The sequence below is a fragment of the Nonomuraea sp. NPDC050022 genome (assembly GCF_044460705.1).
Lineage (GTDB): Bacteria > Actinomycetota > Actinomycetes > Streptosporangiales > Streptosporangiaceae > Nonomuraea.
The window spans coordinates 467,256-480,740 of sequence record NZ_JBITKE010000006.1; the positions used below are offsets into that span (position 1 = coordinate 467,256).

Consider the following 13,485-nt stretch of genomic DNA (forward strand, 5'->3'; position numbering starts at 1 on the left):
ACACTTCCCAGGGCACACCGGCACCGGGTCAGTCGAGATCGCCGAGAACGCGCTGGTGGACGACCCGATCCCGCGCAGAGGTGCGGTACACGTGAGCGTGCCACGGGTGGAAGGGTGAGATGACACATGACGAGGGTGGAAGCTTGGGATGACGTACGGCCAGCCGGTAGCTGGGGTGACGTGCGTCCGGCTGGAAGGTGGGGGGACATGCGCGTGATGGGTGGGCGGTCTGAGGGCGCTCGGCTGGTGGGGGCGGTGGCGTGACGACTCGGGTTCTCGTCGCGGACGATCAAGATGACGTACGGATCGGGTTCCGGCTCATTCTCGACTCCCAGCCCGATATGACGGTCGTGGGGGAGGCGGCTGACGGGCAGGCGGCGGTGGGGCTCGCCCGGCATCTCAAGCCCGACGTCGTGCTGGCCGACATCCGCATGCCCAAGCTCGACGGGCTTGAGGTCACCAGGGTGCTCGCGCGGGAGACGCGGGTGATCGTGGTGACCACGTTCGACCTCGATGACTACGTGCACACCGCACTACGCAACGGCGCTTGCGGGTTTCTGCTGAAACGGTCGGGACCGACGCTGCTCGTCGAGGCGATCCGTGCCGCCATGGCCGGGGACACGCTCATCAGCCCGCAGGTCACCGTGCGGCTGTTGCGCCACCTCCGCGCCGCCCGGCCGGAGCCGCCGGGGGAGCCGCTCACGGAGCGCGAGGTGGAGGTCGCGCGCCTGGTCGCGCATGGGCGTACGAATGGTGAGATCGCCGCCGAGTTGTCCATCAGCGCCGGCACGGCGAAGACGCATGTGGCCAACATCCAGCGCAAGGTGGGAGCGGCCAACCGGGTCGGGATCGCGGCCTGGGCTTGGAACTCGGGGATCGCCTGAGGCTCGGCCGTTGGCCCACAGCAGGGTCTCCCAGGCCCCGGCTCGCTCCCGGAGCCACGGGCGTACCGCGAGGTCCATGGTGCTCAGTTCCCGCGCTCCGGCGGCCAGGTCCGTGGCGTACCACAGGAGCGTGTCGGCCATGTGCGCCACGGTCCACCCCATGCCGGGGATCGAGCGGGACCAGTCCATTCCAGGTACGCGTGGCACTCGGTCGTCGCCGCCATGAGGGTCTGGAGCGGCGGCGACGAGACCGTAACAGACGGCGTCCGACTTCAGAAAGACACCATTTGTCGCTAACGATCTGACAAATCCAGTGTTCGCCCCCCGCAAGCCGGGTACGCATGGCGCAAACCGGGTGACGTGTGAGCCGGATCACACTGGGAGTCCCGGTCCGGGCTGAGGAGGCGCGGGTGACGCACGATCACGGGTTACCAGCGGCGGAGCACCAATCCCAGGTGAGAAGAGCGGCGACGGCGAGCGTCGTCGGTACGGCCATCGAGTGGTATGACTTCTTTCTCTATGGCACGGCCGCGGCGACCGTGTTCGCCGACGTCTTCTTCCCCAAGTCCACCCCCTATGCGGGTGTTCTGGCGTCCTTCGCCACGTACGCGGTCGGGTTCGCCGCCCGGCCGGTCGGCGCGGCGATCTTCGGGCACTGGGGCGACCGCATCGGGCGTAAGGCCACGCTCATCATCACCCTTGTCATGATGGGCGTCTCCAGCGCGCTCATCGGCGTGCTGCCCGGCACCGCCACGATCGGCGTGATCGCGCCGATCCTGCTCGTCACCCTGCGCATCCTGCAAGGGATCGCGGTCGGCGGCGAGTGGAGTGGCTCGGTGCTGCTGTCGATGGAGTGGGGCAATCAGCGCAGGCGCGGCCTGATGGCCAGCTGGCCGCAGGTCGGCGTGCCCATCGGCCTCATACTCGGCACCGGCGCGATGTCGCTGGTGGCTCTCGCGGCCGGCGACTCGTTCAAGGACTGGGGCTGGCGGATTCCGTTCCTGGCGAGCCTGGTGCTGGTCGCCATCGGCCTCTGGGTGCGGTTGCGGGTCATGGAGACGCCGCTGTTCGCCAAGCTCCTCGAGACCAGGCAGGTGGCCAAGCTGCCGGTGGTCGAGGTGCTCAAGAGGCACCCGAAGGAGGTCGTGCTCAGCGCGCTCCTGCGCATCCCGGAGCAGATGCCGTTCTACCTCTATACGACATTCGTGATCACCTACATCACGTCCCCGACCATCGGGATGTCGCGAACGTTCGCCTTCGCCGCCGTCAGCGCCGCGGCGGCCGTCGAGCTCTTCGCGATCCCGTACTTCGGACATCTCAGCGATCGAATAGGCCGCCGCAGGCTCTACCTCATCGGGGCCGCGCTGCTGGCGGTGATCGCCTTCCCCTACTACGCGCTGCTCAACACCGGCATCGCCGTCGTCATCCTGGTCACGATGATGGTCACGCAGCTCCAGCACTCGATGGAGTACGGTCCGCAGGCGGCGCTCATCGCGGAGAGCTTCCCGACCAGTCTGCGGTACGGGGGCGCCGGGCTGGGATACCAGCTGGCCTCCGTCATCGCGGGTGGACCGGCACCGCTGATCGCCACCTGGCTGCTGCACGACTACGGCTGGCAGGCCATCTCCGTGTTCATGATCATCGGTGCGGTGATCGGCTTGATCGCGACGTACGCGCTGCCCGATCGGTCAAAGGTCGATATCTCCGATCCCGCCTCGTACAGCACTAATCGAGCGTCTTGAATTCTCTGTGGTTCCCTGAAGGAATCAGGCAACTCGGACGGGCGTGGCCTGGCCTGGGCTGTTCCCGTGCTCGATGAGCGTGAGCACGGGGGTGGCTTTGGCGTGGTGGAAGCCGGTCCGATGGTGAGAATTCCTGGCATGCCCTGTCCGGTACGGCTGGTGCCGTCCCGGCTGGGGTGCATGGCCCGCCGGACGCTGTCCACCGCCGGTGGGCGGTGGGGCGGGCACCGTGCGCCGGTCGGGCACACGGCTGGAGGTCATCGGGTTGTTGCGTGGGCTGGCCTGGGTGCGGGTGGGCCGTTTCGGGGTGGGACGGTTTTTGGCTCTGTCGCGTGCTGCCGGGCGGGGGTGCAGGTCTGTTCGGGTGCGGCGGGCGCGGCGGGCCGCCCGGGTGGGCCTGCGTGTTGATCGGGCGCGGGCGACGTTGCCTTCCACGATGGCGTGGATGGTGCGCGCCCCGGCGGAACGGTGGGTGCGGGTGGTGTGTTGGCCGAGCAGGCCGCGGGAGACGATCCGCTCGGCCGCTGCCCAGTCCCGATCACAGGACAGGCCGCAGGCCGGGCAGTAGGCCCACCTCCAGCCCCGCTCGCCGAGCCGATCCGGGGCCGGGCAATGCTGGAGCACCGACGTGCCATCCCCGCACCGGGGGCAGTACCGGGAAGTCCCACGCGCCGCGACCGTGACCACCGCGATGGCGTCCTTGGCCGCCAGATGTCGGATCGCCTGCACGATCCGGCCGCGCACCTGCCCCGACAGGCGCGCGTTCGCCCTGGCCCGGCGTCCGCGCGCCTCCAGGGTGGCCAGGTCCTCCAGATAGATGACCGTCGCCCCTGCGGCGGTGGCCTGGTCGACCGCCCACCGCGCCGCCGACCAGGTCAGTGCCTTGTTCAGGTTGCGGATACGGGCGCACAGCCGCTCATGCTCGACCCCGAGAGCCCGGCAGGCCGCGCTCAACGTGGCGCGGCGGGGATCGGCGACGGTCATCCAGGCCAGGAGTCGTTGTTGATGCTTTATCTTGGCGGCCAGGTGTTCACGCTCGGCCCGCAGCCGGTGCAGCTTGGCCGACACACCGCTCGCGTCGTAGACGAACGGCCGCCCATCACTGATCACCCGGTCATCGGCCAACTCCGCTGCCACGCCGGTCAGTAGCCCGTTGAGGCCCCAGTCGAACCCGCACCCGACCCGATGGCCGGTAGCGGGCGCGAAGCCGACCGGGATCTGGAACGGCAGATCGACGCGCACCCGCCCCTTGACCACCCGCACGGTAGGGGCGCACAACGCCGCCTCAGCCGGCACCGTCGGCGGCAGCGCGACTGGCAGCACATGCCACGCCCAGTCCCTGGCGGACGCGGGGAATTCGACCAGGGGAAGCCGCACCCGCAGCCGGGCACTGTGGTGGCCGGTGCGCTCCAGGGTGAGCAGTTGCCGGTCGGCCGCCGCCAGCACGACCTGCGCCGCAACGTTCGGCGGCTCCTCCAGTTCGGTCAGATCGGCCGGGAACGCGCCATGCGCGTCGAGGTAGGCGCGAACCTGCCGGGTGCGGTTGCGGATGTCGGCCGCCGTCACCCCGTCCGGCAGCAGCGCACGCAGCGCCTCCCACTCGGCGCCGGTGCGTGCACCCGTATCCTGCGGCCAGGTGGCCACGATCGCCGCCACCAGACGGCGCCGGTGCAAGGCCAGCCGCAACAGGCGGGCGGCCTGCTCCTGGGCGCACCGCAGCACCCGATCACAGACGTACACGCCCGAGGGCGGGCTCACACCCCAGCCGAGCCTGCGCAGCGCCATCCAGCCCTTCGACGGCAACACCCGCCCGTCCAACCCAACCCCGCCGGTCAGCCCATCCAGATCAGCCAGATTCCACCGGGCCACCACCAAACGGGCGGTCACATCGCGCGCCAGGCCGCTCAGCCAGGCCACCCGCCGCACCAGCAGCGCCTGCGCGACGACCTCACCAGTCGCCTCCACCACCGCCGCGTAAGCGGTGCAGGAGGCCGTCGCGGTGAGCTTACTCACCCACCGCCCCCCTCAGCTCACGGGTGACCAGGCGGCATCGACGCGTGCACCGCACGACCTGGAGCCCAACCTGCACCCGCCCACCCCCCCCCAACAACGATGTGTGATCGTAACGCTACCAAGAGTTGACGGCTTTGGGTAGAACACGTGAGCGATACACGCCCGCCGGACACCAATCCATCCCGCGGATCACCTTCCACCGGCACAGCACGGACCACGACCCCAGAGCAGAATCCCAGGTTTTCCTAGCGAATATGAAGAACGGTTCATACCCTGACCCGCATCCCGTCTAATCGAGCCTGACCCGCACTCCGGTGCTCAGGCCGGAGTCATGCAGTTCCAGTCCCGCGGGCTGGGCCTCCTTCGGCAGCTCGAACAGCAGCGCGCCGCTGAAGGACTGACCCGGCCCGATGCGGACCGGCGTGACCTCGGCGCCCGCCTTGTCGAGCAGCTTGGTGCCGCCGTGTAACGCGTCGTCCGCGTCCAGCAGTTTCTGCTGACCGGGGTAGAGGACCCTGGCCTCCTGGCCGACGTTGTTGACCTTGAGGCTCACCTGGCAGGTGCGCTCTTTGGCGCCCTTGGCCGGTTTGGGGCACTTGGTGCCCGTCACCGCGAACTTCAGCTTCCCGTCCTGCACCGGGCTGTCCGCGCCGACCGGGTCGGGGGACCTGAGCGCCCACGCCAGTACGGCCAGCAGCAGCACCAACAGCACGATGGCCACCACGATGGCGGTCACGCAGCCGGTGAACACGCTCCTCTTCCGCTTGACCGGGAACGCCACCGGGCCCCTCGGCCCAGGCGGCAGCGGCCCCTGCCCTGTCTGATGGGCGGAAAGCGGCGCCTGTCCCGTCTGACGAGCGGAGAGTGGCGCCTGTCCCGTCTGACGAGCGGAGAGTGGCACCTGTCCCGTCTGGAGGGACGGTGGCACCTGGCTCGCCGGACCAGGAGGTGGCGATGCCTGGCGGGGTGGCGCCTGGCGAGGAGGTGACTGGCGGGGCGGCGGGGGCGGCGCCTGGGCGGGCGGGTGTGGTGCCGGCCCGCGTCCCGGCAGCGGCCCCACACCGGTCTGCTGGTGCCCCTGAGGCTGGTGAGACGATGGTTGGTGAGGCGACGGCTGGTGGCTCTGGGGCTGGTGGGCCGACGGCTGGTGGGGCTGTGGCGGCGGGGTCCAGCCCGGCGGTGCCTGGCGTACCTGCGGATTGTTCGGGAACTCGGCCAGCGGCGGGAACTCCGACGGGTTCCACGAGCTGGTGAGGTGGCGGGTCGCGGCGAGCTGGGCGGCCGGCTCGTCGGCAGCGCCCACGAGTTCGAGCAGGAGCTGCTTGGCCGCCGGGCGGCGCGCGGGGTCCGGGTGGATGGCCGCGGCCACCAGCCGGTCGAGCGGCGCGGGCAGGCCGCGCAGGTCCGGCGGGGCGGTGCGGGCGCGCGCCGCCATGACGTAGGCGTCGCCCTCGCCGAACGGGTGGCCGCCAAGACCGGCGTAGGCGATCAGCGATCCCCAGGCGAACACGTCGCCCGCCGGGCTGGTGCGGCCCTCGAAGACCTGCTCGGGAGCGATCCAGCCGGGCGTGCCCATCACCATGCCCGCGTTGGTGTGGCGGGTGGAGACGTGGGACGAGCGGGCCAGCCCGAAGTCGATCACCCGTGGGCCGCCCAGTGTCAGCATCACGTTGGCGGGCTTGAGGTCGCGGTGCACCAGGCCGACGGCGTGGATCGCGGTCAGCGCCGCCGCCACGCCCACGGCCGCCGAGTGCAGCACGGACGGTGTCAGCGGGCCGTGCTCGATCAGGTGGTTCTCGAGGGAGACGCCCTCGATGTACTCGGTGACGAGGTAGAGGACCCCGTCATGCTCGCCGTGGTCGAGGACGCGGGCCGTGCAGAACGAGGCGACCTTGCGGGCGTTGGACACCTCTTCGTGGAAGCGCGCCCGGTAGACCGGGTCCGTGGTGTAGTCGCGGCGGATCGCCTTGAGCGCGACCTGTACGCCGTCGGCGGCCTTGGCCAGGTAGACGGTGCCCATGCCGCCCGAGCCGAGGCGGCTGATCAGCTCATAGGGGCCGATCGCCGACGGGTCTTCCGGCGTCAGCGGAGTGCCTGCGGAGCGCCCCTGCTGCCCCAACGTCGCTTTCCTCTCGCCTTCGTTGCCGTGTTGCCTCAACCGACCGATCCTCCGCCCGGCATGCCCGTTCCCCAAGACTCTAACGGAGGAACGGGTCACCCGGTGGCCACTGAGTTTGGACGGGTTTGGGGCTCGCTTCCTGGAACGCGTGGGGCAGCGGCTCGGGATTGCCCGCGACCTTCTCAGCGGCTCCTGGCGAGGAGGTGGACCAGCACGGATTCGTCGGGGAACAGCGGCGGTACGGCGATGCCCGAGCCGGCCAGCGCGGAGCCGGGCAGGGTGAAGTCGCCGGTCGTCCAGGCCGGGGCGGTCCCGTGCGAGGTCACGGGCATGAGCGGGCGAACCGAGTAGAGGGTCGCCGGGTCGAGCCCGGGCAGCCGGAGCCGGCCCGGCGGCCAGGTGGACGGGCGGTCCAGCATGGCGATCTCATAGACGGCCTCGGAGGCGTCGGTGGCGACGACGCCATGGGCCCGCACGCTCTCCGGAGCGTCGTCCACGCGGACCACCACGCCCGTGTGCAGCAGGTGGCGGTGCCGTTTGTGCAGGGCGACCCACGAGGCCAGCTCGTCCAGCTCGCCGTCGGTGAGCGTGGTGAGGTCCCATTCGACCCCGAAGTGGCCGAAGAACGCGGTGGCGGCACGGAAGGCGAGATCGTGGCGGCGGCCGGTGAGGTGGGAGCGGCCGGCGCCGATGTGGCTGCCGATCAGCTCGGGCGGCAGCAGTTGCCCGGTCCAGCGCATGATCTGCTGGCGTTCCGCCGGGTCGATGCAGTCGCTGGCCCAGATACGGTCGGTACGCTCCAGGATGCCGAGGTCCACCCGGCCGCCGCCGCCCGAGCAGGACTCGATCTCCAGGCGCGGGTGCTCGGCCCTGATCTCGTCGAGCAGCCGGTAGACGGCGTGGGTCTGGGCGTGAACGGAGGCCCGGCCGCCTCTCGCCGTGGAGCCCGCGTCCACGAGGTCGCGGTTGTGGTCCCACTTGATGAAGTCGAGGTCGTACTCGCGGATCAGGGCGAGCAGCCGCGTCCTGACGTAGGCGTAGGCCTCGGGGTTGGTCAGGTCCAACACCTGCTGATCGCGGGCGAGCGGCGGCAGACGGTCGCCGGTCTGCATGATCCAGCCGGGGTGGGCGCGGGCCAGGTCGGAGTCCGGGTTGATCATCTCCGGCTCGAACCAGAGCCCGAACTGCATGCCGAGCTCTCTGACCTGCTTGACCAGCGGCGTCAGCCCGTCCGGCCAGACAGTGGCGTCCACGGTCCAGTCACCGAGCCCGGCCCGGGCGTCGCGGCGGCCGTGAAACCAGCCGTCGTCCAGCACGAACCGCTCCACCCCGATCCTGGCGGCCCGGACGGCCAGCTCCAGCAGGCGGTCGAGGTCGTGGTCGAAATAGACGGCCTCCCACGTGTTGAGCATCACGGGCCGGGGCCCGGACGGGTGCGCGGGCCTGGCCCGCAGGTGCTCGTGGAAGCGGCGGGCCGCGGCGTCCAGGCCGCGCCCGTAGGTGGCGTAGAGCCAGGGGCTCCGATAGCTCTCACCCGGCGCCAGGATGATCTCGCCGGGCAGCAGCAGCTCGCCGCCGCCCAACATGGTCCGGCCGCTGGAGGTGCGCTCGGCGTAGTGGCGGTGGTTGCCGCTGAAGCCGACGTGCAGGCCCCATGCCTCGCCGCGCCGGAAGCCGAGGTCGGAGGTGCCCGCGAAAAGGACGGTGGCGGCGTCGGGGCCGGTCCTGCCGCGGCGGTTCTCGCGCAGGTGGATGCCGGTGGTGAGGGGGCGGCGCTGCGGGATGCGTTCCTTGGCCCACCGTCCGGCCTGGTCGAGCAGATCCGTGGGGGTGCCGGGCACGGGGAAGGCGAGGTTGAGCGCGTCCAGGGTGTAGGGGGACTCGGCCTGGTTGCGCAGGTCCGCCCGCGCCTTCAGCAGGCCTGAGTCGCCGAGCTCGATCGTGATCGTGAGGCCGAGGCGGGCGTGCTCGTCCCTGGCGGTGGCGGTGAGGGTCTGCCCGGTCCGCTGGTAGGCGACGCTGGTGAAGGCGGGGGACCAGTTCTGTCCCAGGTGATGCCCGGACAGGCCGGGCACGCCCATCCAGCCGGTACGCGCTTCGGGCACCAGCGGGATCCGTACGGGCACGTCCACGCTGACGTCGAGCCGCGGACGGAGATCGGCCGCCAGGTGGGCCAGCGCCGCACCGTCGAGCGGGCCCAGGTCCGGACCCCAGTGCAGGATCGCGGGCAGGGCATCGGGCGGGCATTCGATCACCACGGACACGCCGGCGGCTCTGAAGTGCAGAGTCTCCATGGACAGCGGTTTCATCCTTTCAGTCCTCCGCTGAGCAGGTCCAGCCGCCAGAAGCGCTGCAGGCTCAGCAGCAGGACGATGAGCGGGATCACCGACACGGCGGCGCCCACGATGGCGATGCCGTACAGGGCGGGCTGGCCCGAGCCCTTGCTGAGCACGGTGTACAGGCCCACCGTGATCGGGAATTTGCTGTCATCCGACAGCATGATGTAGGGCAGCAGGAAGTTGTTCCAGATCCCGACGAACTGCAGCAGGAAGATCGTCACCATGCCGGGCACCATCATGGGCAGCCCGATCGAGCCGAAGATGCGATACTCGCTCGCTCCGTCGATCCTGGCCGCCTCCATCGTCGAGTCCGGGACGGAGGCCATCGCGTAGACCCTGGCCAGGTAGATGCCGAACGGGGAGATGAGGCTGGGCAACAGAACCGACCAGTAGCCGCCTACCAGGTCGAGCTCGGACATGATCAGATATTGCGGGATGGCCAGCGTCATGCCGGGCACGAGGACGCCGGCCAGAATGGCGTAGAACAGCAGGTTCTGGCCGCGAAACTCGTACTTGGCCATGGCATACCCGGCCAGCGCCGAGATCAGGGTCGAGGCCGCGGCGCCGGCGATCGCGTACAGGGCGCTGTTGGCCGTCCACCGCAGGTAGAGGCCGTTCCCGTAGGTGAACAGGTCGCGCAGGTTGTCCAGCAGGCCCGTCCCCGGCGCGAAGGTGAACGTCGAGAACAGCTCTCCGCTCGACTTGGTCGAGGCCACGAGCACCCAGGCGACCGGCACCAGGCAGTAGATCGCGCCGAGGAGCAGGACGATGGTGGGCAGGATCTGGGCGCGCCGGTGCGTGCGATCGACGGCGCTCACTGCATGCCCCCGAACGCGCGCTTCTGGGTGACCTTCAGCAGCACGACCGAGACCACGAGCGTGCCCACCGCCAGCAGGACGGAGGCGGCCGAGGCCAGCGGTAGGTCGTCGCGGAAGAAGGCGTCGCGATAGATGTGCATCAAGGGCACCCAGTCCCCGGAGATCTCCGGCGTCATCGGTTTCAAGGTGGTCGGCTCGCCGTACACCTGTAGCGTTCCGATCAGCGAGAACAACCCGGTGAGCACGAGGGCGGGCGCCACCAACGGGATCTTGATCCGCCAGGCGATCTGCCAATCGGAGGCTCCGTCGATGCGCGCCGCCTCGTACAACTCTGAGGGGATGCCGCGCAGCGACGTGAAGATGATGATCATGTTGAAGCCGACGCCGCCCCACACCGCGATGTTGGCCAGCGACGGGTAGATGCCGCCCGCCCCGAGAAACGGGATCTCGCCCAGCCCCAGCTCCCGGGTCAGGTAGCTGAACGGGCTGGTCGAGGGCAGGTACATGAAGCCCCACAGCAGCGAAGCCGTCACGCCGGGTACGGCGTACGGGATGAAGATCGCCGTGCGCGAGAACCTCTTGGCCCGCGAACCGGCGTGGTCGAGGAGCAGCGCGAAGAGCAGTGCCAGCCCGAGCGTGAGCGGCACGCTGATCAGGCCGTAGAGCGCGAGCCTGCCGAAGCCGGCGAAGAACTCGGGGTCGGTGAGCGTCTTGACGTAGTTGTCGAGCCCGACGAAAACCTCTTCGCGCGTGCCGAAGATGCCCTTGCCGGTTAGCCTCAGGCCGCGCGCGCTGAGGTAGATCGCGTAGCCGATGGGGACCGCCAGGAAGGCGACGAAGAGCAGCACGGCGGGCGCCACGAAGAGATATGGAGCCCGGGATCTGCGCTCCGCCCTGGGCGGGGCGGTCACGGGCCGGCGACCTTGAAGCCGGTGGTCTTCATGTCCTCCACCACGAGGTCGCGCGTCTTCGTCAGCGCGTCCCGCAGCGGGGTGTGGTCACGGACCGCGGCGGCGACGGCGTCCTGGTAGGCGCTGCTGGCGGTGCTGACGTTCGGGCCCCAGCTGATGTGCGGAATCGTGCGCTGAGCCGCCTTCGTGGCGATGTCCCAGTAGTCCTTCTGGTTCGCCGTCAGCTTGGGCGGCGAACTGCTGCTCGCGGCCCGCTGACCGGCCAGCGACGCCGGGTACTCGCCCAGCTTGATCTGGATGTCGTTGGCCGCCTTGTCGGTGTTCATCCACTTGGCGAACGTGGCCGCGGCCTCGGCGTGCTTGGAGGACTTCGTGACGGTCAGCGCGGAGCCGCCCTGGAAGGCCACTCGGTCGTCGCCCTCCTTCCACTGGGGCAGGGGCGCGATGGCCCAGTCGCCCGCCTGCTTCTCCGCGATGCCATACAGCACGCCCGGCGCCCACAACGCGCTCGGCCAGGTGAGGATCTTGCCCTGGTTCAGCTTGTTGTTCCACTCCGGGGTGAGCAGCGGCTCGGCCTTGACGAGGTCCTTGTCGATGAGCCCCTGCCAGAAGTCGGCCACCGTGAGGGAGGCCTGGTCGGCGATCCCCACGGTCCAGGTCTGGTCCTGGACCTTCCACCAGGACGCGCCGGCCTGCTGGGCCAGCCCGGCGAAGTTGCCGAACTCCGCGGGTGCGAAGGTCGCGAGGTAGGTGTCCGGATCCTTCTTGCGTACGTCCGCCGCGACCTTCGCGAAGTCCTGCCACGTGGCCGGCGGCTCGATCTTCAGCTCCTGGAAGCGTTTCTTGTTGTAGACCAGGACCATCGGGCCGACGTCCTGCGGCACGCCGTACACGGCGCCGTCGAAGCTGGTCAGGTCCCACACTTCCGGGCTGAAGGCGCTCTTGACGTCGCCGGTGTGGGCGGAGATGTCGGCCAGCGCACCGGCCACGATCATGGAAGGCAGGGTCTCGTATTCCAGGCAGGCGGCGTCGGGGCCATTGCCCGCCCGGGTCGCCGTGAGCAGCTTGGCGGCGGTGTCCGTGCCGCCTCCCACATCGGTGTGCTTGACCTGGATGTCCGGGTGGGACTTGTTGAACGCTTCGACCTTGGGCTTCTGAGTGGTGCCCCAGCACCAGAACTCCAGCGTGACCGGCCCACTGGCCGCTGTCGGCGTGCTGGTGCTCCCAGGCGCGCCCGACGAGCAGGCCGCAAGGACGGCGGCCGTGCCGAGCACCGCGATCGAGCCGGCGAGCCTCGTGATACGCATTCGTGCCTCCTCTGTTGCAAAGCAGGTGGCTTTGTAACAGAGCTAACCTAGGGAGAAGGTGAGAGGCATGTCACTACTTGTGCACAGATTTCCTGCGTGTTATGTGAACGTGCGGTTACGTATCGGACATGCTAGCTTTGCTACGAAATCAAGTGAGAGAGGCTGGCGCTGATGCGGGTGGAGCCTCAAGGATGGTGCGGCATGTGGGACGTCTTGCCCGACGCGGCACGCTCCATCGTCAAGGAGCTCATCATCCACGGTCCGCAGTCCAGGACCGCGCTGGCCAGGATCCTGCGCCTGTCCACCGGCAGCCTGACGCGGCTGACCAAGCCCATGGTCGACGCCGGGCTCCTTGTCGAAGGCGACGTGGTCCACGACCCGGTCAACGGCCGCCCGACTCGCCCGCTGGACGTGGCCGCGGGCGAGCACAGCTTCTTCGGCGTCAAGCTGACCGCGGACCGCGTCCACGCGGTCGTCACCGACCTGCGCGCCCAGATCGTCGCGGCTCGCGACGAGCCGATCTCCGACCACCGCCCCCAGGCCGTGTGCCGCCAGGTCCGGGAGCTGCTCGATGAGCTGTCCGACGGCGAGCGGACGCCTGTCGGGGCCGGTGTCACGCTCGGCGGCGACGCCCGCTCGGCGGTCCAGCTCGGCGGTGAGCGGCTGGTCGACTCCTCGTATCTCGGCTGGCGGCAGGTGCCGCTCAAGTCGCTGCTGGAGCAGGCGCTGGGCGTCCCGTGCGTGGTCAAGAACGACGTGGCGGCGCTGGGCCACCAGCATCACTGGTTCGGGGCGGCCCGCGGGCTGCGCGACTTCGCGCTCGTCTCGATCGGGGCGGGAATCGGCTACGCCTTGGTCGTACACGATCATTTGGTGACGGCGGCCGAGTCGGACCTCGGCATGTTCGCCCACCTGGTGCTGAACGCGGGCGGGCCGATGTGCGGGGACGGCCACCGCGGCTGCGCCTCCGCCTACCTGGCCAGCGGGTCCATCGTGACCGCCGCCGGGCAGGGGCTGCGGCGGCCGGTGACCTACGAGGAGGTGATGCGCCTGGCCGCGGAAGGGGACAAGGCCTGCCTCGGCGTCGTCACCGAAGCCGCGGACGCGCTCGGCAGGCTCATCGCCCACGTCGCGACGTTCTCCATGGTCAAGACGGTGATCGTGGCCGGTGAGGGCGTGGAGCTGGCCCGCGTCGCCAAGGATGGTCTCGACCGGGCGCTCAGCGCGAACCGGCGCGGCCAGGCGAACTCGGTCGACGTGCTGATCGAAGTGGACGACTTTCGCGAATGGGCCCGTGGCGGCGCGGTCGTGGCCATCCAGAGTTTCGTAACCGGCAGCGACTGATCAGCGGC

At 69.8% G+C, this 13,485-nt stretch carries 9 protein-coding genes; 3 read left to right on the plus strand and 6 right to left on the minus strand.

Annotated elements, in window-relative coordinates; all coding sequences use genetic code 11:
* The first annotated feature begins 260 nt into the window (after positions 1 to 260).
* Entirely contained in the window at positions 261 to 884 is a 624-nt protein-coding gene (locus tag ACIBO2_RS27965) for a response regulator (RefSeq protein ID WP_397300540.1), read from the plus strand.
* A gap of 455 nt (positions 885 to 1,339) precedes the next feature.
* Positions 1,340 to 2,626, plus strand: a complete 1,287-nt coding sequence (locus tag ACIBO2_RS27970) for an MFS transporter (RefSeq protein ID WP_358556954.1) — start codon at positions 1,340 to 1,342, stop codon at positions 2,624 to 2,626.
* A gap of 24 nt (positions 2,627 to 2,650) precedes the next feature.
* Here ACIBO2_RS27970 and ACIBO2_RS27975 read toward each other — a convergent pair whose 3' ends face one another.
* The 6 genes from ACIBO2_RS27975 to ACIBO2_RS28000 form a co-directional block, all read right to left on the minus strand.
* Entirely contained in the window at positions 2,651 to 4,639 is a 1,989-nt protein-coding gene (locus ACIBO2_RS27975) for a zinc ribbon domain-containing protein (RefSeq protein WP_358556957.1), read from the minus strand.
* A 289-nt stretch (positions 4,640 to 4,928) separates the two neighbouring features.
* Positions 4,929 to 6,758: a protein kinase gene (locus ACIBO2_RS27980; protein ID WP_358553518.1), complete on the minus strand. Its 1,830-nt coding sequence runs from the start codon at positions 6,756 to 6,758 to the stop codon at positions 4,929 to 4,931.
* Between the two features lie 182 nt (positions 6,759 to 6,940).
* Positions 6,941 to 9,052, minus strand: a complete 2,112-nt coding sequence (locus ACIBO2_RS27985) for an alpha-galactosidase (RefSeq protein ID WP_358553520.1) — start codon at positions 9,050 to 9,052, stop codon at positions 6,941 to 6,943.
* A gap of 11 nt (positions 9,053 to 9,063) precedes the next feature.
* Entirely contained in the window at positions 9,064 to 9,915 is an 852-nt protein-coding gene (locus tag ACIBO2_RS27990) for a carbohydrate ABC transporter permease (protein WP_397300546.1), read from the minus strand.
* The gene (locus ACIBO2_RS27995) at positions 9,912 to 10,826 is read right to left on the minus strand and encodes a sugar ABC transporter permease (RefSeq protein WP_358553524.1); all 915 of its coding nucleotides are present in this window, start codon (positions 10,824 to 10,826) and stop codon (positions 9,912 to 9,914) included. Before ACIBO2_RS27995 ends, ACIBO2_RS27990 begins: the two co-directional genes overlap by 4 nt.
* Positions 10,823 to 12,133 (minus strand): sugar ABC transporter substrate-binding protein, encoded by a 1,311-nt coding sequence (locus ACIBO2_RS28000; protein ID WP_358553526.1) that lies wholly within the window; start codon positions 12,131 to 12,133, stop codon positions 10,823 to 10,825. Before ACIBO2_RS28000 ends, ACIBO2_RS27995 begins: the two co-directional genes overlap by 4 nt.
* A 201-nt stretch (positions 12,134 to 12,334) precedes the next feature.
* Here ACIBO2_RS28000 and ACIBO2_RS28005 point away from each other — a divergent pair, with 201 nt between their 5' ends.
* Complete coding sequence (locus ACIBO2_RS28005) at positions 12,335 to 13,477, plus strand: ROK family protein (RefSeq protein ID WP_397300551.1); 1,143 nt, start codon at positions 12,335 to 12,337, stop codon at positions 13,475 to 13,477.
* Positions 13,478 to 13,485 lie beyond the last annotated feature (8 nt).